General features: G+C 67.0%; 23 protein-coding genes. 10 read left to right on the top strand and 13 right to left on the bottom strand.

What is annotated here, in order from left to right; genetic code table 11:
• Positions 1–85 precede the first annotated feature (85 nt).
• The 9 genes from ACSQ24_RS29145 to ACSQ24_RS29105 all read right to left on the bottom strand — a co-directional run bounded on the left by ACSQ24_RS29145 (position 86) and on the right by ACSQ24_RS29105 (position 6,039).
• The gene (locus ACSQ24_RS29145; RefSeq protein WP_436098284.1) at positions 86–448 is read right to left on the bottom strand and encodes a type II toxin-antitoxin system PemK/MazF family toxin; all 363 of its coding nucleotides are present in this window, start codon (positions 446–448) and stop codon (positions 86–88) included.
• Entirely contained in the window at positions 445–657 is a 213-nt protein-coding gene (locus ACSQ24_RS29140) for an antitoxin MazE family protein (protein WP_436098283.1), read from the bottom strand. The genes ACSQ24_RS29145 and ACSQ24_RS29140 overlap by 4 nt, the downstream gene beginning before the upstream one ends.
• A gap of 64 nt (positions 658–721) precedes the next feature.
• Positions 722–997: a hypothetical protein gene (locus tag ACSQ24_RS29135; protein WP_436098282.1), complete on the bottom strand. Its 276-nt coding sequence runs from the start codon at positions 995–997 to the stop codon at positions 722–724.
• A gap of 6 nt (positions 998–1,003) precedes the next feature.
• On the bottom strand, positions 1,004–2,014 hold the full coding sequence (locus ACSQ24_RS29130) for a WD40 repeat domain-containing protein (protein ID WP_436098281.1): 1,011 nt from the start codon (positions 2,012–2,014) through the stop codon (positions 1,004–1,006).
• 15 nt (positions 2,015–2,029) lie between these two features.
• On the bottom strand, positions 2,030–2,992 hold the full coding sequence (locus ACSQ24_RS29125) for a CobW family GTP-binding protein (RefSeq protein ID WP_436098280.1): 963 nt from the start codon (positions 2,990–2,992) through the stop codon (positions 2,030–2,032).
• Positions 2,993–3,169: 177 nt separating this feature from the next.
• Entirely contained in the window at positions 3,170–4,078 is a 909-nt protein-coding gene (locus ACSQ24_RS29120) for a metal ABC transporter substrate-binding protein (protein WP_436098279.1), read from the bottom strand.
• Positions 4,079–4,114: 36 nt separating this feature from the next.
• Positions 4,115–4,996: a metal ABC transporter permease gene (locus tag ACSQ24_RS29115; protein ID WP_436098278.1), complete on the bottom strand. Its 882-nt coding sequence runs from the start codon at positions 4,994–4,996 to the stop codon at positions 4,115–4,117.
• A gap of 153 nt (positions 4,997–5,149) precedes the next feature.
• Complete coding sequence (aztA, locus tag ACSQ24_RS29110; RefSeq protein ID WP_436098277.1) at positions 5,150–5,875, bottom strand: zinc ABC transporter ATP-binding protein AztA; 726 nt, start codon at positions 5,873–5,875, stop codon at positions 5,150–5,152.
• Between the two features lie 17 nt (positions 5,876–5,892).
• A complete protein-coding gene (locus ACSQ24_RS29105) occupies positions 5,893–6,039 on the bottom strand; it encodes a hypothetical protein (RefSeq protein ID WP_436098276.1) in 147 nt (48 codons plus the stop codon).
• A 114-nt stretch (positions 6,040–6,153) separates the two neighbouring features.
• On the opposite strand from ACSQ24_RS29105, the gene ACSQ24_RS29100 reads away from it, so the two are divergent.
• Positions 6,154–6,417 carry a hypothetical protein gene (locus tag ACSQ24_RS29100; protein ID WP_436098275.1) on the top strand — a complete coding sequence of 88 codons (264 nt, stop codon included), beginning with the start codon at positions 6,154–6,156 and terminating at the stop codon, positions 6,415–6,417.
• Between the two features lie 153 nt (positions 6,418–6,570).
• On the opposite strand, the gene ACSQ24_RS29095 is transcribed toward ACSQ24_RS29100, so the two are convergent.
• Positions 6,571–8,193 carry a glucan biosynthesis protein gene (locus tag ACSQ24_RS29095; RefSeq protein ID WP_436098274.1) on the bottom strand — a complete coding sequence of 541 codons (1,623 nt, stop codon included), beginning with the start codon at positions 8,191–8,193 and terminating at the stop codon, positions 6,571–6,573.
• 270 nt (positions 8,194–8,463) lie between these two features.
• Between ACSQ24_RS29095 and ACSQ24_RS29090 the strand changes: the two genes are divergently transcribed.
• The 3 genes from ACSQ24_RS29090 (at position 8,464) to ACSQ24_RS29080 (ending at position 12,173) form a co-directional block, all read left to right on the top strand.
• On the top strand, positions 8,464–9,393 hold the full coding sequence (locus ACSQ24_RS29090; protein ID WP_436098316.1) for a TAXI family TRAP transporter solute-binding subunit: 930 nt from the start codon (positions 8,464–8,466) through the stop codon (positions 9,391–9,393).
• Positions 9,394–9,507: 114 nt separating this feature from the next.
• Positions 9,508–11,814, top strand: a complete 2,307-nt coding sequence (locus tag ACSQ24_RS29085) for a TRAP transporter permease (protein WP_436098273.1) — start codon at positions 9,508–9,510, stop codon at positions 11,812–11,814.
• Entirely contained in the window at positions 11,811–12,173 is a 363-nt protein-coding gene (locus ACSQ24_RS29080; RefSeq protein WP_436098272.1) for a DUF1850 domain-containing protein, read from the top strand. The genes ACSQ24_RS29085 and ACSQ24_RS29080 overlap by 4 nt, the downstream gene beginning before the upstream one ends.
• 3 nt (positions 12,174–12,176) lie before the next feature.
• Here ACSQ24_RS29080 and ACSQ24_RS29075 read toward each other — a convergent pair whose 3' ends face one another.
• Positions 12,177–12,416, bottom strand: a complete 240-nt coding sequence (locus ACSQ24_RS29075; RefSeq protein ID WP_436098271.1) for a hypothetical protein — start codon at positions 12,414–12,416, stop codon at positions 12,177–12,179.
• Positions 12,417–12,529: 113 nt separating this feature from the next.
• Between ACSQ24_RS29075 and ACSQ24_RS29070 the strand changes: the two genes are divergently transcribed.
• The 6 genes from ACSQ24_RS29070 (at position 12,530) to ACSQ24_RS29045 (ending at position 18,133) form a co-directional block, all read left to right on the top strand.
• A complete protein-coding gene (locus tag ACSQ24_RS29070) occupies positions 12,530–14,119 on the top strand; it encodes a gamma-glutamyltransferase family protein (protein ID WP_436098270.1) in 1,590 nt (529 codons plus the stop codon).
• Between the two features lie 27 nt (positions 14,120–14,146).
• Positions 14,147–15,343, top strand: coding sequence for an amidase (locus tag ACSQ24_RS29065; RefSeq protein WP_436098269.1), 1,197 nt, complete (start codon positions 14,147–14,149; stop codon positions 15,341–15,343).
• 113 nt (positions 15,344–15,456) lie between these two features.
• A complete protein-coding gene (gene nthA, locus ACSQ24_RS29060) occupies positions 15,457–16,089 on the top strand; it encodes a nitrile hydratase subunit alpha (protein WP_436098268.1) in 633 nt (210 codons plus the stop codon).
• On the top strand, positions 16,086–16,745 hold the full coding sequence (gene nthB / locus ACSQ24_RS29055; RefSeq protein ID WP_436098267.1) for a nitrile hydratase subunit beta: 660 nt from the start codon (positions 16,086–16,088) through the stop codon (positions 16,743–16,745). The genes nthA and nthB overlap by 4 nt, the downstream gene beginning before the upstream one ends.
• Positions 16,732–17,121 carry a nitrile hydratase accessory protein gene (locus ACSQ24_RS29050; protein WP_436098266.1) on the top strand — a complete coding sequence of 130 codons (390 nt, stop codon included), beginning with the start codon at positions 16,732–16,734 and terminating at the stop codon, positions 17,119–17,121. Before nthB ends, ACSQ24_RS29050 begins: the two co-directional genes overlap by 14 nt.
• Positions 17,122–17,200: 79 nt before the next feature.
• Positions 17,201–18,133 carry a DUF6454 family protein gene (locus tag ACSQ24_RS29045; protein ID WP_436098265.1) on the top strand — a complete coding sequence of 311 codons (933 nt, stop codon included), beginning with the start codon at positions 17,201–17,203 and terminating at the stop codon, positions 18,131–18,133.
• 151 nt (positions 18,134–18,284) lie between these two features.
• Here ACSQ24_RS29045 and ACSQ24_RS29040 read toward each other — a convergent pair whose 3' ends face one another.
• A complete protein-coding gene (locus ACSQ24_RS29040) occupies positions 18,285–19,301 on the bottom strand; it encodes a nickel/cobalt transporter (protein ID WP_436098264.1) in 1,017 nt (338 codons plus the stop codon).
• A complete protein-coding gene (locus tag ACSQ24_RS29035; protein WP_436098263.1) occupies positions 19,292–19,921 on the bottom strand; it encodes a DUF1007 family protein in 630 nt (209 codons plus the stop codon). The genes ACSQ24_RS29040 and ACSQ24_RS29035 overlap by 10 nt, the downstream gene beginning before the upstream one ends.
• Positions 19,922–20,032 lie beyond the last annotated feature (111 nt).

The raw sequence follows: 20,032 nt of genomic DNA, 5'->3' as shown, positions 1-20,032 counted from the left end.
GCCACAAGCAGGACTCCCGATAAGGGGCGATCGCTCGCATTCCTGACAGGGCGTGTCGGCGGCGATAGATGGGCCACTCGCCACTTCACCCAGCACCGCTCACACCGCTGGCCCGCGATGAACTGGCCAATCCCAGGAACACCGCGATAGCCCGGTTGAGCCGCACAATGTCCTCGGCGTCGAGCCGCCCGATCCGCTCCCCGAGTTTGCTCTTCGGAACCGTGGTGAGCTTGTCGACCATGAGCCGGCATGGTGAGCGCAGGCCATTGCCTGAGTGGGGCGTTACCGGCAGACGAAACAGTGGCGCCTCGGTCTCGTCGGTGGTGAAAGCGCAGATGGTGATCGAAGCGGTCGCGTCGAAACTGTCGTCCTGGACGATCACGACGGGGCGTGGCTTGCCGGCATAGTCCTGGCCGCCGGAGACGGTCCAGACCTCGCCGCGCCTCATTCGGCGTCGCCGGTCGAGATCGCATCGATGAAGGCCTGATCTTCCGCCGCCTGCCTACTCCGCGCTACGGCTTGCGATTGTCGATGCGCTTCCGCCTGGAACCCAGCCGCCCGGATATCCGGAACCCAGATCTGAATCGGCCGCAGCCCCTGCTCACGCAGGCGCTCGCGATGGCGGCGAACCTTCAGCCTGCTGCCTGGAGATGTCATGTCACAACCCTCGCGCCGGTTACATGTAACCTAGCACGGCAGGGAATGCGAGGAAAGAAGGTGCCTATTGCGTCGCAGACAACGCCTGCGCCAACGCCTCCGGCGTCAATTCGGCCAGCCCCATCTGGACCTTGAAGGCCCTGGTCTTCTCTCCGGGCTTCATCACCAGGATCACCGTCTCGGTGCCCGGGCAGGCAGGATCGGCGCACAAGATCTCGTTGACGGCGATCACGGCGTTGTCCGGCAGGCCGAGCAATTCGCGCACCTGCCGCTTGACCTGCGCCGCGGCATCAGCCCCGGCGGCGGCGCGCTTGTCCTTGCCGAACAGGCCAAAGCGCATCGCCGCTCAGCCGCCCGGCAGGGTCAGCACGCCGGCGGCGCCGTCCTCGGCACCGAAGGCGAGGCGCTTGCCCAGCTTGTCCCAGGCGAAGGCGGTGATGCCGCTGCCGCGCTGCGCCGGCCGCACCAGGAGCTCGGAGGCATCGGTCAGGCGCACCATCAGGATGCAGCCGTCATCGTAGCCGATCGCCAGCACCAGCGCCTTCGGATGGAAAGCGACGCGAGTGACCTTGGCGTGGCGCGCCCCGCATTCGCGCGGCGCCTTGCCGGTCGGCCCGTCGCCCTGGAAAGGCCAGACGATCGCGGCGTCGGCTCCCGACGACGCGAGCCAGAGTCCGTCATGTGACCAGGACAGCGAGCGCGGCTTGGCCGGGTAGCCGGTCATGCGCATATGGCTCGGCTTGTCGCCGAGGCGCCAGCCATGCAGTGCGTTCTCCTGCATGGCGCTGACGACGAAGCGCCCGTCAGGCGACCAGGTCACCTCGAGATGCGAGCCCTTCCAGTCGAGGAAATCGGGCTTGGCTTCGGTATTCGGATACCAGAGCAGCACACCGTTCATCTGCGCGATGGCGAGCCGATAGCCCTTCGGCGCGAAGACGAGGCCCTGCGGCGTCGAGGCGACCTCGATCGACCTGAGCTTGCCCTTGTCGTCGCGCGCATGGACGGTGCGGCCCGTATTCCAGGCGAGGCTGCCGGCGGGTGACACCGTCACGGCGTCGATCCAGCGCCGCTTCGGGTCGAGCGCGAGCTCCTGCGGCTCGCCATCGGCAGAGGTCGCGACGACGCGGCCGTCATCGCCGCCGCTGATCAGACGCTCGCCGTCCGAGATGGCGCAGAGCAGGCCGCCGCGATTGGCCTCGACGCTCGCCGTCTCGCCGTCACGCCAGCGCAGCACGCGGCCATCGGCGAGCGCGAAGGCCAGCGTCTGCTTCAGCCAGAAGGCGCCGACGACATGCTCACCGGACTCGATGGCAACGACATGCTCGCGCAGCGAGACGGGTTTGGTGATGCTCTCCATGGCCTTGGCTTTAGCTCAAGCCGCGCAGGCCATGAACCCCTTTCGCAGCGCCGCCTCGTCGAGATCGCGGCCGATGAAGACCAGGCGCGAGTTGCGCTCCTCGCCAGCCTTCCAGTCGCGCTGCAGGTCGCCATCGAGGATCATGTGCACGCCCTGGAAGACGAAGCGACGCGGCTCGTCCTTGAAGGCGAGGATGCCCTTGGAGCGCAGGATGTTCGGGCCCTGCACCTGGCTGATGTCGTTGATCCAGGGCATGAACTTGTCCGGGTCGACATCGCCGGGGATGGTGAAGGAGACCGAGCGCACCTCCTCGGAATGGTGGTGGTGATGGCCAGCCTCAAGGAAATCAGGCTCGATGTCGAGGATGCGGTCGAGGTCGAAGGCGTTGCGGTCGAGCAGCTCGGCGATCGGCAGGTCGCAGCGCGTCGTCTTGTGCAGCTTGGCGTAAGGGTTGATCGCGCGGATCGCCGCCTCGACCTCGGCGAGGTCGTCGGCGCTGACGAGATCTGTCTTGTTCAGGATGATCACGTCGGCGAAGGCGATCTGGTTCTTCGCCTCCGGCGCGTCCTTGAGCCTGTCCTTCAGCCACTTCGCGTCGGTGACGGTCACGACCGCGTCGAGCTTGGTCGCGTCGCCGACGTCCTGGTCGACGAAGAAGGTCTGCGCCACCGGCGCCGGATCGGCGAGGCCAGTAGTCTCGACGATGATCGCGTCGAACTTGCCCTTGCGCTTCATCAGCCCGTCGAGGATGCGGATCAGGTCACCGCGCACCGTGCAGCAGATGCAGCCATTGTTCATCTCGAACACTTCCTCGTCGGCGCCGACGACGAGGTCGCCATCGATGCCGGTCTCGCCGAACTCGTTGACGATCACGGCGAATTTCTTGCCGTGGTCCTCGGTGAGGATGCGGTTGAGGAGCGTGGTCTTGCCGGCGCCCAGATAGCCGGTGAGCACCGTGACGGGAATCTTCTCGGACATGAGTTCGACCTTCAAAGCGGTTCTGCCGAACCGAGTATCACATCCACCACCGTCATCCTGGCCGGAGCGAAGCGGAGTGCCGGGATCCATCATAAGGCTCAGAGCCCTCCAATGGATCCCGGAGCTGCGCCGCTACGCGGCTTGTCCAGGATGACGCCGTTGCTGCGGATGGGACCCTCAGGCCGGGCCGGCGACGAGCGCCTTCTCGATCTGGCTTATATTGTGTTTCATCATCGCGATGTAAGTCCCGGCCGGGCCGTTCGTCGCCGAGAGCGCGTCCGAATAGAGCCGCCCACCGATCTTCGCCCCGCTCTCTTTGGCGATCTGCTCGGCTAGGCGCGGATTGGTGATGTTTTCGAGGAAGACCGCCGGCACCTTCTCCGCCTTGATCTGGCGGATGATGCGCCCGACGTCCTTGGCAGAGGCTTCGGCCTCGGTCGAGACGCCCTGCGGCGCGATGAACGCGATGCCATAGGCTTTGGCGAAATAGCCGAAGGCGTCGTGCGAAGTGATCGCCTTGCGCCGCTCGGGCGGAATGCGCGCGACCGTTGCCTTGATCTCGCTCTCGAGCACATCGAGCTTCGCAAGATAGGCGGCGGCATTAGCCTCGTAAGCCCCCTTGCCGGCTGGATCAGCCGCGATCAGCGCATCGCGGACATTGCCGACATAGAGCCTGGCATTGGCGACGCTTTGCCAGGCATGCGGATCCTCGCCGCCATGGCCATGGCCATGATCATCCGCCATCTTGAGCGGCGTGATGCCGGTGGTGGCGGTCGCGATCGTCGCCTTGGTGCCCGACGACTTGATCAGCCGGGTCAGCCAGCCCTCGAATTTCAACCCGTTGACGACGACGAGCTTGGCGCCAGCCACCGTCTTCGCGTCGGCCGGGGTTGGCGAATAGACATGGGCGTCTCCATCGGGCCCGACCAGCAGCGCCACCGCGACCCGCTCGCCACCGATCTCGCGCACGAAATCGCCGAGGATCGAGAAGCTCGCGACGACGGGCAGCTTCTCCTGGGCGAGGCTCGGCAGCGGGAGGGCAATACCGGCGGCAAGGCCGAGGAGAACGGAGCGGCGGTTCAGCATGATGAGTCTCGCGCTATATGAAACACTATAACATAACTAGCGCTGGAGATGGGCCCTCGGCAAGAGGCGTCGCGCAAGGCCGCCCTGCGATCCCAGCAGGAGGGAGCCGAGATAGAGCGCGCCGGCAGACAGGATGATCGCCGGCCCGGCCGGGAGATTGCTGCCGGCGGCGTAGGAGGCGACGAGGCCGATATAGCCGGACGCCATGCCGAAGCCGGAGGCGGTGAGGATCAGCCGGGTGATGTCGGCGGTCCAGAAGCGGGCAGCGGCGGCCGGCAGCATCATCAGCCCGACAGCAAGCAGCGTGCCGAGCGCATGGAAGCCGGCGACGAGGTTGAGCACGACGAGGCCGAGGAAGGTCAGATGGACGACGCCTCCTGACCGGCTGACCGAACGCAGGAAGCCGGGGTCGACGCATTCGAGCACGAGCGGGCGGTAGACCAGCGCGAGAATGGCGAGCGTCAGGCTGGCGACGCTGGAGAGCAGCACCAGCACATCGTCGTCGAGCGCCAGCACATTGCCGAACAGCACGTGGAAGAGATCGACGGCCGAACCGCGCAGCGAGACCAGGGTGACGCCGAGCGCCAGCGAGATCAGGTAGAACGCGGCGAGCGAGGCATCTTCCTTGAGCACCGTCAGGCGGGCGACGGCACCCGCAGCGAGCGCGACGGTAAACCCGGCGGCAAGCCCGCCCAGCGTCATCGCCGGCAGCGAGAAGCCGGCGACGAGATAGCCGAGCGCCGCACCCGGCAGGATCGCGTGCGCCATGGCGTCGCCGGTCAGGCTCATTCGCCGCAACATCAGGAAGACGCCGACAGGCGCGCCGGAGACCGACAGCGCGATCACGCCGACCAGCGCCCGGCGCATGAAGTCGAATTCGGCGAAGGGGCCGATCAGGAGGTCGTAGAGGAGATTCATCGAGCGACGCCGTCTTCACCGTCATTCCGGACAAGCCGCGCTAGCGGCGCAGCTCCGAAATCCATCGTAGAGCGCAGTTCCCTTCGATGGATTCCGGCGCTCCGCTTCGCTGCGGCCGGAATGACGAACCTCTCTGGAGAAAAGATGTCTAGCTCAAGCCGCGCAGGGCGCGGCGTGGCTGTCGAAGGCCTCGACCATGCGGCGCGCCTTGAGCAGGTTGTTCGCCGTCAGCACCTCGCCGGTCTCGCCCCAGGCGATCGCCTCGCGCGCCAGGAGCAGCGTCTGCGGGAAGGCGCGCTTCACCGTCTCGATATCGTGCAGCACAGCGACGACTGTACGGTTCTCGCCATGCCAGCGCTGGACCAGCGCCAACAGGTCGGCGCTGGTGCGCGCATCGATCGCCGTGAAGGGTTCGTCGAGCAGGATGATATCGGCGTCCTGCAGCAGGAGCCGGGCGAACAGCGCGCGCTGCATCTGTCCACCGGAGAGGGTGCCGATGCTGCGCCCCTCGAAGCCGGTCAGGCCGACGGCGGCGATCGCCGCTTCGATCCGGCTGCGCTGGCCAAAGCCGATCCGTCCGAAGATGCCGGCCGTGCCCCAGAGCCCCATGGCGACGAGATCATAGACATGGATCGGGAAGGAACGGTCGAGCTCGGCCGATTGCGGGAGATAGGCGAGGCGCTTGCCCTTGGCGAGCGTCACCGTGCCGTCGAGCGGCGAGAGCGCGCCGGCGATCGCCTTGAGCAGGGTCGACTTGCCGGCGCCGTTCGGCCCGACGATTGCGATCAGGCTGCCCGGCGCGATCTCGCCAGAGAGATGATGCACCGCCGGGTGGCGGTCGTAGCCGAGCGTCAGATCGCTGAAACGGATGGCGGGCACGGGTCTTGTACTCTTGTTCACGCGATGACGGCGAACGTCGCCGCCCACAGGACTGCGATCACGCCGACCGCCAGGCCGAGCCGCTGCCCGGCCGAGAGCCGCAACAGAGACCAGCCGGGGGCCTCGGAGACCGCATGGCGGTGATGGGCATGATCATGGGCCATATCGAATGATATAATGTTACGCATGGCCGCGAGCAAGCACGATGACGCTTGTCACCAGCGCCGAAGCGCGTCGATATCCATGCCCATCGACTGCAGCCGGATGGGAGTGCGTGCGTGAGCGCCGAGCGGGTGACCTTCAAAGCGATACGCGACGGTGTCGCGACCGAGATGCCGGCCGACGCAATCGAGGTCGTCCTGCCCGACGGGCTCAGCTTCCGGATCATAGGCTTCGTTGGCCGCAACGGGTCCGCCACCCTGCATATGCCCGCCGACGATCCGCAGGCACCAAGCTTCGACGTGTTCTGCGTCGAGCCCGGTGCGGCCAACACCCTGTTCATCTCCGTCGACCGGGTCCAGAAGCGCCAGATCGAGGGGTAGGCGTCTCGGCTCAGAACCCGGTTCGAAACTCGCTGCGGCGCGCCAGATGGCGGTGTTTTCGAGAACCGGAGCGCAGCGGACATTGGTCCGTGAGCACCGGAAGCGCAGAAAACGCCGCTAGATGGCCGCCGGAGTAGAGTTTCGGACGGGTTCTCAGCTCGGCAGGTACTGGTACAGCCAGGTCTCGGTCAGCACCTTGTCGCCGCCGCGCAGGAAGCAGCGCATCTCGACCGGATCCATCCCGTCGACGGTGAGGTCGAACTGCGCCCGCCAATGGCCGGGGACATCGTTCGGCACGGCTTCGGCGAAGATGTAGGAGAACGAGCCGCGCGAGGCCGAGAGCACGACCTCGGGCTTGACCCCGAACGGGATGTCCTCGAGCGCCGGCCCCTTGAACTCGATCATGAACTTGCGCACGCCCTTGGGCCGCGCCGTGCCGGGCTGGCCGCCATTGCCGAGCCGGGTCGCGACGACACGGCCGAGCGCCGGCGGGAAGGGCTCGTCGGCGAGCCAATGCAGGCGATAGCGGAAATTATAGGCGTTGCCGGCCTTCGCAGGAGCTTCGGGCACCCACATCGCGACGATGTTGTCATGGATCTCGTCGTCGGTCGGGATCTCGATCAGCTGGACCGCGCCCTTGCCCCATTGACCCAGCGTCTCGATCCAGAGGCTGGGCCGGCGCTCATAGAAGACGCCGTCGAGATAGTGGCCGATTTCGCGGTCGCGCTGCATCAGGCCAAAGCCGCGCGGGTTCTCGTCGACGAAGGCCGAGGCGACGGTGCGCGGCGGATTATTCAGCGGCCGCCAGGCCCGTTCGCCGCGGCCGGTCCAGAGCGCCAGCCCGTCGGAATCATGCACCTCCGGCCGCCAGTCGACCATGGTCGCCTTGGCGGTCTCGGAATACCAGTACATCGAGGTCAGCGGCGCGATGCCGAGCCGCGCCACATCCTTGCGCAGGTGGAGTTCCTGCTCGATCTCCATGTCGACACCCTTGCCGCGATGCATGCGGAAGCGGAAGGCGCCGGCAACGCTCGGCCCCGAGAGCAGGGCATAGATGATCACATGCTCGGCCGCCTCGGGCGGCGTCTCGAGCCAGACATGGGTGAAGTCGGGAAACTCCTCCGGCCGGTCGCCGACGGCGGGATCGACGGCGAGACCGCGAGCCGAGAGCCCGTACTGGTAGAGTTCGCCGATCGCCCGGAAATAGGAGGCGCCGAGGAAGGCGACCCAGTCGTTCTTCTGCCAGTCGAGCTTCTCGCCCTTGCGGCCGGGATGACCCGAGCGGCTCTCCTGGAAGCGGAAGCCGGCGAAACCCGCGCCCGGCGGCAATTGCTTGGCCGGGGAATCCGCCGGCATCTCGAAATAGCTCTCGTCATAGACGATCTCGCGCGCCTTGCCGTCGTCGAGGACATGCATGCGCACCGGCTTCTGGAAATAGCGGCCGAGATGGAAGAAGGTCACCGGCCAGGGCGAGGGGCCGTTGGCCCAGAGCGCCAGCTCAGGCTTGAACCTGATCTTGCCATGCGCGTCGTAGTCGATCTTCTCGAGCACGTCCGGCTTCGGATTCGGCGGCACCTCATAGGGCTTTCCGGCGAGATCCCGCGCCCGCATCTTCAGTCCGTCGAAGGAGAAGGCTTCGGCCGTGCCGAGCTTCAGCCCCTGCTGCGCCAGCGCCTGGCCGGAGAAGCCCGCCGCGGCGAGGGCGGCCGTGCCGGCCGCGCCTGCAAGCAGCGTGCGGCGGTCGATCAGGGGCGTGGTCGGCTGTCGCGGCTGCATCGGGCGGGGCGCTCCATCGGGAAAGATCAGCTGGAAGATGGTGTTTCCGGCTAACCTGTCCAGCCGGCGAGGGCAATCTCCGTAGCTTCCTGGCCGCAACAGGGCGGAATTCGCGCACAATCGCGGCAATCAGCGCGCTACGGCTTTGGAACAACTTTTCTTTCCCGCCACGAACCGCCTACAACAAGGAAAGTCCGGCCGTTCGAGCCGGAGCAAGTTTCGGGAGGAACCATGACGACGCTGTTCACCGGCCGCAGGTTTGCCGGCCTCATGACTGCCGTGACCATCGCCGTGACGCCGGTCGCAGCGAAGGCGCAGGACTTCATCAACGTCCTGACCGGCGGCACCTCGGGCGTCTACTACCCGCTCGGCGTGGCGCTCTCGAAGATCTATGGCGAGAAGATCCCGAATGTCCGCCCGACCGTGCAGGCGACCAAGGCCTCGGTCGAGAACCTCGTCCTGCTCCAGCAAGGCAAGGGCGAGATCGCCTTCACGCTCGGCGATTCCCTCGACGCCGCCTGGAAGGGCGACGAGGATGCCGGCTTCAAGACGCCGCTGAAGAAGCTGCGCGGCATCACTGCGATCTATCCGAACTACGTCCAGATCGTCGCCTCGAAGGATAGCGGCATCAAGACGCTCGCCGATCTCAAGGGCAAGCGCCTCTCGGTCGGCGCGCCGAAATCCGGCACCGAGCTCAATGCCCGCGCCATCCTCGCCGCCGCCGGCCTGTCCTATAAGGATCTCGGCAAGATCGAGTACCTTCCCTTTGCCGAATCGGTCGAGCTGATGAAGAACCGCCAGCTCGACGCCACCCTGCAATCGGCCGGCCTCGGCGTCGCCTCGCTGCGCGATCTTGCGACCTCGGTCGAGATTACCGTCGTCGAAGTGCCGGCCGCCGTTGTCGACAAGGCCGGCCCGCCCTTCGTCAAGGTCTCGATCCCGGCCAACACCTATACCGGCCAGACCGCCGCTGTCCCGGCCGCCGCCGTGGTCAACTACCTCGTCACCCATGAGGGCATGAAGGAGGAGACCGTCTACCAGATGACCAAGGCCGTCTTCGAGAATCTGGCCGATCTCGGTGCCGCCCATGCCGCCGCCCGCTCGATCAGGCTCGAGAACGCGCTCGACGGCATGCCGGTGCCGCTGCATCCCGGCGCCGCGCGCTACCTCAAGGAGAAGGGCCTGAAGGTCGGCTCGTAAGACGTCATTCTCGGGCTTGACCCGAGAATTTCATGACCAGCTAGCTGGTTTCGGAGATGCTCGGGTCAAGCCCGAGAATGACGGCGGTTGGCTTTTCGGGGACGGGAAACGAGCATGAGCAGCGAGACGGACAGGCCCCTGGCCGTGCCGGACAATGCCGGCGCCGCGCCGGCGGCACCGCACGATCCGGAACACGGCCTGCCGGCGACCTTCGGCGACGGCTGGAAAGGCCGCCTGCTGTTCTGGATCGCCGTCGCCTTCTCCGCCTTCCAGATCGTCACCGCCTTTGGCATCCCGCTCGACTTCCACATCCTGCCGGCGGTCCCCTGGCTGACGCCGATCCTGCTGATCCGCATCACCTTTGCGCTCTGGCTGGCCTGGATCCTGTTCGGCGCAGCACGCGGCCGGCCGAATGTCGAGGCGATCCTCGCCTTTCTCACCCTGTTCGGTGCCTTCGAGCTGGTCTCGCTCTATACCGGCACGCTGCCGAACCAGGTGCTGCGCACCGTCCATGTCGGCTTTCTCTGTCTTACCGCCTGCGGCCTGCTCGCCAATGCCGACGAGACCTCGCCGCGGGCCCGTATCTTCTGGTGGGCGGTCGGCATCATCGGCTTCACGCTCGGCCTCTATCACTGGTGGAACTACAACGAGCTGGTGAACCGCGCCGGCGAACTCACCCATGCCGACATGGTCATCGGCATCGCCGCGCTCGTCGTGCTCTTCCTGCTGGTCTGGCGTGCCATGGGCATCGCCCTGCCGCTCGTCGCCGGCACCTTCCTGGCCTATTGCCTGTTCGGCAATTACCTGCCGGCGCCCTACAACCACCGCGGCTACAGCCTCGAGCAGGTGATCGAGCAGATGGCCTTCGGCACCGAAGGGCTCTATTCGACGCCGACCGCCGTCTCGGCGACCTTCATCTTCCTGTTCATCCTGTTCGGCGCCTTCATGGAGCGGGCCGGCGTCATCGACTTCTTCAACGACATCTCGATGGCCGTGTTCGGCGGCAAGCAGGGCGGGCCCGGCAAGGTCTGCGTCGCCTCGTCGGCGCTGATGGGCACGGTCTCCGGCTCGGGCGTCGCCAATGTCGTGGCGTCGGGCCAGTTCACGATTCCATTGATGAAGCGCTCGGGCTTCAACGGCGCCTTCGCCGGCGGCGTCGAGGCGACGTCGTCCATGGGCGGTCAGATCATGCCGCCGGTGATGGGCGCTGTCGCCTTCATCATGGCGGAGACCATCGACGTGCCCTATTCCAAGATCGTCGAGGCGGCGATCATCCCGGCCCTGCTCTATTTCGCCGCCTGCTATTGGGCGGTGCATCTCGAAGCCGGCAAGCTCGGCCTGCACGGCCTGCCCAAATCGCAGCTGCCGAGCGCGCGGGCCGAATTGCGCAAGCACTGGTACCTGATCGCGCCGCTTTTGGTGCTGGTCTACCTGCTCTTCGCCGGTTTCACGCCGCTCTTCGCCGGGGCGATCGGGCTTGCCCTCACCGTCGCGCTCATCCTCGCGCTGGCGATTTCCGCCGGCCTCGGCTCGCAGGCGCTTCGCCTCGTCTTCTGGGTCGGCTTCGCCCTGATCTCGGCGGCGTCGATGACGATCAGCATGGCGACCGTCCTGATGGTCGTGCTCGCGCTCGTGCTCTGGAACGTCCTGCGCGGCGCCTCCGGCCGCGAGGTCCTGCAGAGCTGCATCGCGGCGCTGGCCGACGGCGCCCGCCAGGCTCTTCCGGTCGGCCTCGCCTGCGCGCTGGTCGGCATCGTCATCGGCACCATGACCCTGACGGGCCTCGGTACCATCTTCGGCTCCTGGCTGATCGGCATCGGCAAGAACTCGATGTTCCTGGCGCTGGTGCTGACCATGGTGTTCAGCCTGATCCTCGGCATGGGCATCCCAACCATCCCGAACTACATCATCACGTCGTCGCTGGCCGCGCCGATCCTGCTCCAGCTCGACGTGCCGCTGATTGTCAGCCACATGTTCGTCTTCTATTTCGGGATCATGGCCGACCTGACCCCGCCGGTGGCACTCGCCGCCTTCGCGGCCGCGCCGATGGCCAAGGTTTCGGGCATGAAGATCGGCGTCCAGGCGGTGAAGATCGCCTTGCCCGGCTTTGTCGTGCCCTATATGGCCGTGTACGACCCGACGCTGATGCTCCAGCCGGTGGCAGGTCTCTCGGGCGCCGCCTATTGGCTCGCCGTCGCCTATATCGTCGTCAAGGCTACGCTCGCCATGATCCTCTGGGGCGCGGCCTTCGTCGGCTATCTCACGCGGCGGCTGGCGCTCTGGGAACGGGTGCTGGCAGCGATCGCCGCCGCCTTTCTCGTCGCCGCGGTCCCGCTCACCGACGAGATCGGCTTTGCGCTCGCCGCCGCGATGATCGGCCAGCATCTCTGGCGCGCCAGAGCGACCGCGCCGGCCGTATGATCTGCCTTGCCGCCGGCGCACTCGTGATCTCGCTCGGCGCGAGCGAGATCACGCTGTCCTGGCGGCATTCGGTGCAGAAATCGCTCTGGGAGGAACGCTGGCGGGAAGTTCCCGACGGGCTCGTGATCGTCGAGGCGCGCATCCAGGGCTCGGGCGCCGGCATGGACCCGCCCGATGGCGCAAAGCTCATCGACGGCTTCTGGCGCTGGAAACCTGACCTGCAGCCCTTGCGCGAGGTCGTGATGCGCCGCTCCGGCGCGACCGCCGATTGGCGCGTCTGCGTGGACAGTCGCTGCCGTTCGCTCGACGAATTGCTGCCGGCCGCGGCCGATCCAGTCGTGATGAGGCCTTGCAGCTGAAGCTCAGCCGCGATGAGTCAGGCGCTCGATCTTCACGACCCGGCGCATGAAGTTCAGCAGGCCATAGGCGGCGAACACCGAGAACAGCCCCATCAGCACATAGGCGACGATCGGCCCGAGCTCGAACAGGCCGGCCAGCGCCCAGCCGGAAGCCAGCGCGACGCCGAAAATCTCGACCGCGATCAGGACGGCGAGCGACACCACCATGATCACGTTGCGCCAATTGGTGCGGCCAGCCGCCATGCTTTTACCCTCGGAACCCATGCACGGACCGCCTAGCCTAGGCGGCGGCGGCATGCAACAAAATCGCGCCTTCCGGCAAAATGGTCACGCCCGCCCCGAACGAAAAGAACCTGATGCCCGATTCTCCGGTTTTCAACTCTGCCGCCGTTGCGGCGCCCCACCGCCTCGCTTCCGAAGCCGGCCGCGCGATCCTGGCCGAGGGCGGCAATGCTATCGAGGCGATGGTCGCCATGGCCGCGACCATCGCGGTCGTCTATCCCCATATGAACGCGATCGGCGGCGACGGCTTCTGGCTGGTGCACGAGCCCGGCGGCAAGGTCCACGCCATCGAGGCCTGCGGCCCGGCGGGCAGCCTCGCCACGATCGAGCGCTATCGCGAGAAGGGCCATGACACGCTCCCGGCGCGCGGCCCGGACGCGGCGATCACTGTCGCCGGCGCGATCGGCGGCTGGCAGGCGGCGCACGCTCTGTCCCAAGGCCTCGGCGGCAGGCTGCCGCTGAAGGACCTGCTCGCCGACGCCATCCGCCACTGCGCCGGGGGCTACGACATCTCGGAGTCGGAGCTGCGCACCTGGCCGCAGGAGGTCGATGCGGTGAAGGCCGCGCCCGGCTTCAGTGAGTTCTTCTGGCCCGGCGGCGAGCGTCCCAAGGCCGGCGACCGGCGCAACCCCACCGCGCTCGGGGCGACGCTGCAGCAGCTCGCCCATGCCGGGCTCGACGATTTCTATCGCGGCGACATCGGGCGCGAGCTCGCCGAGGATCTCGGCCGCCTTGGCGCGCCCATCACCCGCGCCGATCTCGAAGCCTTCCGCGCCCGGCCCGTCCAGCCGCTGTCACTGAAGCTGCCGGGGCTCACCGTCTACAACTTTCCGCCGCCGACCCAAGGGCTGACCGCCCTGATGATCCTCGGCATCTTCGAGAAACTCGGCGTCAGCCGGGCCGAGAGCTTCGATCATCATCACGGGCTGGTCGAGGCGGTGAAGCGGGCGCTCGCCATCCGCGACAAGGTGATCACCGACCCGGCCTTCATGACGGTCGATCCGGCGAGCCTCCTCACCGACGCCGCCCTGGAGCGCGAGGCCGCGAAGATCGACCGCAAGCGCGCCGCCAGCTGGCCGTTCCGCCCCGGCGAGGGCGACACGATCTGGATGGGCGCGATCGACGGCTCCGGCCTCGCCGTCTCCTATATCCAGTCGCTCTATTGGGAATATGGCTCCGGCTGCATCCTGCCGAAGACCGGGGTCAACTGGCAGAACCGCGGCGTCTCCTTCTCGCTCGATGCCAAGGCGCTCAACCCGCTGACGCCTGGCCGCAAGCCCTTCCATACGCTCAACCCGCCGCTCGCCCGCTTCGACGATGGCCGGATCATGAGCTATGGCGCGATGGGCGGCGACGGCCAGCCGCAATTCCAGGCGCAAATCCTGTCGCGCTATCGTTTCGGCCAGGGCGTCGCCGACGCCGTCGACGCACCGCGCTGGCTCTTCGGCCGCACTTGGGGCGCCGGCTCGATCTCGCTCAAGCTGGAGAACCGCTTCGACCCGATGCTGCTGGCAAGGCTCACCGCTGCCGGCCATCCGGTCGAAGAGTACAGCGAGGCCTATTCCGACCAGTTCGGCCATGCCGGCATGCTGGTGAAGCACCAGAAGGGGCATGTCGAGGCGACGCATGATCCGCGTTCGGACGGCGACGCCAAAGGTATCTGATTGGGATCTGGGGGATCTGAGAACACCATGATCGAGAACGACCCGTTCCGCTGCTTCGTGCCCTATCCGGACGTCCCGGTGAAGCACGCCTCGTCCGGCCCGCTCGCCGGGCTGACGCTTGCGATCAAGGACCTCTTCGACGTCAAGGGCTATCCGACCGGGGCGGGATCGCCGACCGTTCTGGCGCTGTCGGGGATCAAGACCAAGACGGCGCCGATCGTGAAGGCCTTCCTGGAGGCCGGCGCCCGCTTCGTCGGCAAGACCCATACCGACGAGCTCGCTTTCTCGCTCAACGGCAAGAACGCCCATTTCGGCGCGCCCATCAATCCGGCCGCGCCTGACCGCATCACCGGCGGCTCGTCCTCGGGCTCGATGGCGGCGGTCGCCGGCCGGCTCGCCGATATCGCGCTCGGCTCCGACACCGGCGGTTCGGTCCGGGCACCTGCCAGCTATGGCGGTCTGTTCGGTATCCGCCCGACCCATGGAAGGCTCTCGCTGAAGCGCGCCTGGCCGCTTGCCGAGAGCTTGGATACCGCCGGCTTCTTCGCTCGGGATGGCGAGGTCTTCGCCCGCGCCGCCAATGCGGTCCTCGGCAAGGATCGCGTGACACTGCCTGAGACGCCGCGCCTCCTCCTCGCCGACGACCTCTTCGCCCAGGCCGTACCTGAGGCCGAGCGGATCCTGCGCAATGTCGTGCAGCGCATCGTGCCGATCCTCGGCCAACCCGAGACGGTCCGCGCCGTCAGCGACATGGACGCGCTCTACTGGGCCTTTCGCTGGATCCAGGGTCGCGAGGCGTGGGAGGCGGACGGCGCGATGATAGAACGCCATGCCCCGCCACTCGGCCCCGGCGTCGCCGAGCGCTTCGCCTTCGGCAAGGCGGTCAGCGATGCCGAATTCGCCCGTGGCGAGAGCGTTCGCAAGACGTTCCGCTCGAAGCTCGCCCGCCTGCTCGGCAAGGATGGCGTGCTGATGTTGCCGACGGTACCCGATGTCGCCCCGTTGATCGGCGCCGGCGAGGCCGAGCTCGAGGATTTCCGCAACCGTGCCCTGCGCCTGCTTTGCCTTGCAGGGCTGTCCGGCTTCCCGCAGATTTCGATCCCCGTCGCCCATCGCGACGATGCGCCGCTCGGACTCTCGGTGATCGGGCCGAAGGGTTCGGACAAGTCGCTCGCAGCCTTCGCGGTGAAGTTCGAGCGGGCGGCGCGGATCAGGCTGGCATAGGTTCGTCGTTGAGAGCGAAGCGAAGCAATCCAGGGGACGTAGAGCTCTGCCGCCTCTGGATTGCTTCGTCGCTTCGCTCGTCGCAATGACGGTGGGAGAAAAAGGAGACGGCGATGAGCGGCCACGACCATCACCACCATCATGACCATGAGCACGACAACCACTACACCCCGATCGAAGCGCGAGTGAAGGCGCTGGAATCGTTGATGGTCGAGAAGGGCTATGTCGATCCCAGCGCGCTCGATGCGATCATCGACACCTACGAGACCAAGGTCGGCCCGCGCAACGGCGCCCGCGTCGTGGCAAAAGCCTGGAGTGATCCGGCTTATGCGCAGCGTCTGAAGGCGGACGGCACTGCCGCCGTCGCCGAGCTCGGCTATGGCGGGCGCGGCGGCGAGCACATCGTCGCCTGCTTCAATACGCGAGAAGAGCACAACCTCATCGTCTGCACGTTGTGCTCCTGCTATCCGTGGCCGGTGCTCGGTCTGCCGCCGGTCTGGTACAAATCGCCGCCCTATCGCTCGAAGGCGGTGATCGACCCGCGCGGCACGCTCGCCGATTTCGGCGTGACCCTGCCCGTAGGCCAGCGCATCCGCGTCTGGGATTCGACCGCCGAGACCCGCTTCATCGTCGTACCCATGCGTCCCGCTGGCACGGAGGGCTGGAGCGAGGATGAACTGGCATCGATCGTCAGCCGCGATTCGATGATCGGCGTCGGCCTACCCTCCCCGGAGGATCGGCCATGAACAGCGCCCATGATCTTGGCGGCCAGATGGGCTTCGGCCCGGTCGTGCCGGAGAAGGACGAGCCGATCTTCCATGCCGATTGGGAGAAGAAGGTCCTGGCGATCAACGTCGCCGCAGGCGCCATGGGCGCCTGGACGATCGACGGCATCCGCCATGCCCGCGAGAGCCTGCCGCCGGCACAGTACCTGTCATCGAGCTACTACCAGATCTGGCTGGCGGCGCTCGACAAGGTGCTGGTCGAGCAGGGCTTCTTGAGCAAGGACGAGTTGGCCTCGGGTGTCGCCGGCAGCGCGCGCCGGGAACCCAAGCGCGTGCTCAAGGGCGAGGACGTTCCGACGGTGCTGCGTCACGGCTTCCCCTATGAGCGCGAGGCGCCGGAGCCTGCCCGTTTCAAGGTCGGCGACAAGGTCCGCACCATCGTGATGCACCCGCAGCACCATACCCGCCTGCCGCGCTATGCCCGCGGCAAGCAGGGCGTCGTCGAGCTGGTCACCGGCTGCCATGTCTTCCCCGACACGGGCGCCCAGGGCGCGCCAGAGACGGCGCAATGGCTCTACACCGTCGTCTTCACCGGGCCGGAGCTCTGGGGCCGCGACGCCGATCCGACGACAACCGTCAGCATCGAGGCCTGGGAGAGCTATCTTGAGCCGGCCTGACGCTGCTCTCGCCGATGCGCTCGCGGCCGGCACGCCGATCCCGCGCGACGCCGAAGGTCCGGTCTTCGCCGAGCCCTGGCAGGCGCAAGCCTTCGCCCTCGTCGTCGCCCTGCAGAATCGCGGCATCTTCAGCGCCGATGAATGGGCCCAGGCGCTCGGCGCCGAGATCCGCGAAGCCCTGGCCAATGGCGGCTGCCGCGACGGCTCGGACTATTACGAGCGCTGGTGCGAGGCGCTGGAACACCTGCTGATCGAGAAGGGCCTCGCCTCCCATGACGGCGTCGACGCTCGCGCCGCCGCCTGGGAACGCGCCGCCGAGGCGACACCGCATGGTAGGCCGATCCTGCTGGAGAACGATCCGCAAGCACCGCGCTGATCTCCAGCTTTGCATCGCCGTCACGAAGCGTGATTATCCCCGCAACGCCCGATCACTGGGCCGATAGAGGAGGATCGCAATGAGGACCGCATTGATGGCGCTCGCCGCCACAGCGCTGGCGACGACGGCGCAGGCCGCCGACCCCGCGCTCAACACGCTGCTCCCGAAGCTGACACGCGCGACGCAGTGGACGCAAAAGGCGGCGGTCGAGCTGCAATTCCCGACGCATCACCCGCAAGGCATGGTCAAGATCGGCGACGCCTTCTTCATCTCCTCGGTCGAGATCAGGAAGCCGACGACGCGCTATCCCGCGCCGCAGGACGGCTATGACCGCGACACCGGCGAGGGCGTCGGCCATCTCTTCAAGGTCGATGCGCAGGGCAAGCTTCTCGCCAGCGTCACGCTCGGCGAGGGCTCGATCTACCATCCCGGCGGCATCGATTTCGACGGCAAGGACCTCTGGGTCCCGGTCGCCGAATACCGGCCGAACAGCCAGTCGATCGTCTACAAGGTCGATCCTGGGACATTGAAGGCGACCGAGGTCTTCCGCTTCAAGGACCATGTCGGCGGCATCGTCCACAACACCGACGGCAAGTCGCTGCACGGCGTCAGCTGGGGCTCGCGGCGCTTCTATGCCTGGCCGCTCGGCGCCGACGGCAAGATCACCAACGCGACAGTCGCGCCTGAAGCGCTGCGCGTCGCCAATCCGGCGCTCTACATCGACTATCAGGACTGCCACTTCATCGGCATGAGCCGGATGCTCTGCTCCGGCCTCAACAATTACCGGGCGAGCAAGGACGGCCCGCTCTTCCGGCTCGGCGGCTTCGAGATCGTCGACCTCAAGGACAACCGCCCGGTCTTCCAGATGCCGGTCGAGCTCTGGTCGCCATCCGGCCTGCCGATGACGCAGAACCCGTTCTGGGTCGAGCCATCAGGCGAAGGCGTGCGCGCCTATTTCATGCCGGACGACGATAAATCGACGCTGTTCACCTTTGAGGCAGTGGTGAAGTAAGGCATCTTTTCCTTCTCCCCTCGGGGGAGAAGGTGGCAGCGCGAAGCGCTGACGGATGAGGGAAGGACGGGCTCGACTTGCCCAGTTCTCACCCCGTCGTACCGCCCTCATCCCCCTGCCGGGACCTTCTCCCCCGAGGGGAGAAGGAAGCCTAACTCCCCTGCCCGCCGATCCACAGACCGAAGAACAACGCTGCGCCCAGCACGGCGACGAAGGCAGCCGCCAGCACTTCGAGCCCGGCGATGATGCGCGCTCCCTTCAGCGAGCCGCCGCCGGCGAAACGCAGCGCCGCGAACTTGAAGAACACCGCCAGCGCCGCCAGCGCCCCGGTGGTCAGCGCCGTGCCGAGCGCCATGGCGAAGGTCGCGGCAATGCCGGCCCAGAGCAGGCCCTGCGCATTGGCGAAGACGAGGATGATCAAAGCCCCCGCGCAGGGGCGAAGGCCCGCCGCCAGCACGACACCCGCCATCTCGCGGAAGGAGTGCAGCCGCGAAACCTCCTCCGCCCCCGGCATATGGACATGGTCGCAGGACGCCGGATCGTGCGCAGCTCCACCGCCGAGCGCGACGAGGCTGCCGGCCTTGCGCCAGAGCACGTAGAGCCCGACCAGCGCGACAAGTGCGAAGCTGCCTTGCTCGATCACGAAGGTCGTCGAGGCCATCGTCTTGGCCGTCGCGTTGAGTGCGAGCGTCAGCGCGCCGACCAGCCCAATCGCCACCAGCGCCTGCACAATCGCCGCGGCGAAGCTGAGCGCCAGCCCGCGCTTCAGGCTGCGATTGTCGGCGACGATATAACCCGAGATCACCGCCTTGCCGTGGCCCGGCCCGGCGGCATGGAAGACGCCATAGGCGAAGGCGAGCCCGAGCAGGCCGGGCAGTGCCGCCGGCGACTGCGCGATCCCCTTCAGCGTCGCCGTCAGCTCGCGATAGAAGCTCGACTGCCAGGCGAGAATGACCGCGCCGATCCCGGTCGTCGCCGGCAGCGCCTCGCGCGGCAAGGCCGTGCCGAACGGATTGCGCGGCGGCGAGGGCGGAGGCGGCATGTAGAGGCTGACCAGCCAGGCGATCGCCCCGAGCGCGCCGGCGACCAGCGCCAGCGCCAGCAGCGCGATGAGCAGCCGGCGCGGCAGGGCGGACAAGCCCGGCGCGGCGGGAGCGCTCAGGGACATGCCACCAGCGCCCGGGTGGTCACCTGGTAGGCGCTCATGTCGGGCGTCGCGGTGATGTCCTCCTGCGCCAGCCGCTGCTGCGTCGCCGAATCGAGCTTGGGCGGGCGCATGATCCGGACGATGCAGCCCTTCGGCGCATCGCGCGCCGCCACTGCATCCGCTTCTTCCCCGATCTCGAAGGCGACAAAATAGGTGGGGTCGCCGATCTCGATGCCGAAGGAGCGGTTGGACCGCGCCGGTTCCTTCAGCGGCAGCGTATAGGTCAGCGTCAGCGTCTTGTTCTCGTAGGAGAGCGAGGCCTCGCTCGGCGTGCCGAATTCCTGCGCCTTGCCGTTCGCCTTGGCGATGGTGAAGAAGCCGACATCCGGCAGCGATTCCATGTTGACCTTGGCAAGCTCGGCGAGCTCGTCGGAGGTCAGCTTGCCGTCGCCGTTCTTGTCGAGGCCCTGGACCATATAGGCCGAATAGGCCTCGTCGAAGCTCCAGCGATGCCGCAGCGCCTTCACCGCGCCGTCGGCGCCATACATGATCTCGGTGCGCGAGGTCACGAAGACGTGCGGATGCGCCAGCGCCGGCAAAGCGAGGCCGAGCCAGGCGAATGCGGCGGCGAACAGCGTCATAAGCGTCGAGTATCGCGGCACGCGGCAATTTCCTCGAATCTGCGGCGAATCCGGCCAAGCCTTCATACAAAAACGCGCCTTGCGCGCCTACCCTTGCAATCTCATGCCGGA

The organism is Allobosea sp. LjRoot237, from assembly GCF_964253285.1.
Classification (GTDB): domain Bacteria; phylum Pseudomonadota; class Alphaproteobacteria; order Rhizobiales; family Beijerinckiaceae; genus Allobosea.
This window is presented reverse-complemented; position numbering and strand designations above follow the sequence as displayed.

Bases quoted from the DNA above. Each gene is read 5' to 3' on its own strand.
- ACSQ24_RS29130 (WP_436098281.1), bottom strand. From the start codon at position 2,014: ATGGAGAGCATCACCAAACCCGTCTCGCTGCGCGAGCATGTCGTTGCC.
- ACSQ24_RS29095 (WP_436098274.1), bottom strand. From the start codon at position 8,193: ATGCAGCCGCGACAGCCGACCACGCCCCTGATCGACCGCCGCACGCTG.
- ACSQ24_RS29035 (WP_436098263.1), bottom strand. From the start codon at position 19,921: ATGACGCTGTTCGCCGCCGCATTCGCCTGGCTCGGCCTCGCTTTGCCG.
- ACSQ24_RS29040 (WP_436098264.1), bottom strand. From the start codon at position 19,301: ATGTCCCTGAGCGCTCCCGCCGCGCCGGGCTTGTCCGCCCTGCCGCGC.
- ACSQ24_RS29070 (WP_436098270.1), top strand. From the start codon at position 12,530: ATGCCCGATTCTCCGGTTTTCAACTCTGCCGCCGTTGCGGCGCCCCAC.
- ACSQ24_RS29140 (WP_436098283.1), bottom strand. From the start codon at position 657: ATGACATCTCCAGGCAGCAGGCTGAAGGTTCGCCGCCATCGCGAGCGC.
- ACSQ24_RS29045 (WP_436098265.1), top strand. From the start codon at position 17,201: ATGAGGACCGCATTGATGGCGCTCGCCGCCACAGCGCTGGCGACGACG.
- ACSQ24_RS29075 (WP_436098271.1), bottom strand. From the start codon at position 12,416: ATGGCGGCTGGCCGCACCAATTGGCGCAACGTGATCATGGTGGTGTCG.
- ACSQ24_RS29065 (WP_436098269.1), top strand. From the start codon at position 14,147: ATGATCGAGAACGACCCGTTCCGCTGCTTCGTGCCCTATCCGGACGTC.
- ACSQ24_RS29115 (WP_436098278.1), bottom strand. From the start codon at position 4,996: ATGAATCTCCTCTACGACCTCCTGATCGGCCCCTTCGCCGAATTCGAC.
- ACSQ24_RS29085 (WP_436098273.1), top strand. From the start codon at position 9,508: ATGAGCAGCGAGACGGACAGGCCCCTGGCCGTGCCGGACAATGCCGGC.
- ACSQ24_RS29090 (WP_436098316.1), top strand. From the start codon at position 8,464: ATGACTGCCGTGACCATCGCCGTGACGCCGGTCGCAGCGAAGGCGCAG.
- nthB (WP_436098267.1), top strand. From the start codon at position 16,086: ATGAACAGCGCCCATGATCTTGGCGGCCAGATGGGCTTCGGCCCGGTC.
- nthA (WP_436098268.1), top strand. From the start codon at position 15,457: ATGAGCGGCCACGACCATCACCACCATCATGACCATGAGCACGACAAC.
- ACSQ24_RS29120 (WP_436098279.1), bottom strand. From the start codon at position 4,078: ATGCTGAACCGCCGCTCCGTTCTCCTCGGCCTTGCCGCCGGTATTGCC.
- ACSQ24_RS29125 (WP_436098280.1), bottom strand. From the start codon at position 2,992: ATGTCCGAGAAGATTCCCGTCACGGTGCTCACCGGCTATCTGGGCGCC.
- ACSQ24_RS29080 (WP_436098272.1), top strand. From the start codon at position 11,811: ATGATCTGCCTTGCCGCCGGCGCACTCGTGATCTCGCTCGGCGCGAGC.
- ACSQ24_RS29135 (WP_436098282.1), bottom strand. From the start codon at position 997: ATGCGCTTTGGCCTGTTCGGCAAGGACAAGCGCGCCGCCGCCGGGGCT.
- ACSQ24_RS29145 (WP_436098284.1), bottom strand. From the start codon at position 448: ATGAGGCGCGGCGAGGTCTGGACCGTCTCCGGCGGCCAGGACTATGCC.
- ACSQ24_RS29105 (WP_436098276.1), bottom strand. From the start codon at position 6,039: ATGGCCCATGATCATGCCCATCACCGCCATGCGGTCTCCGAGGCCCCC.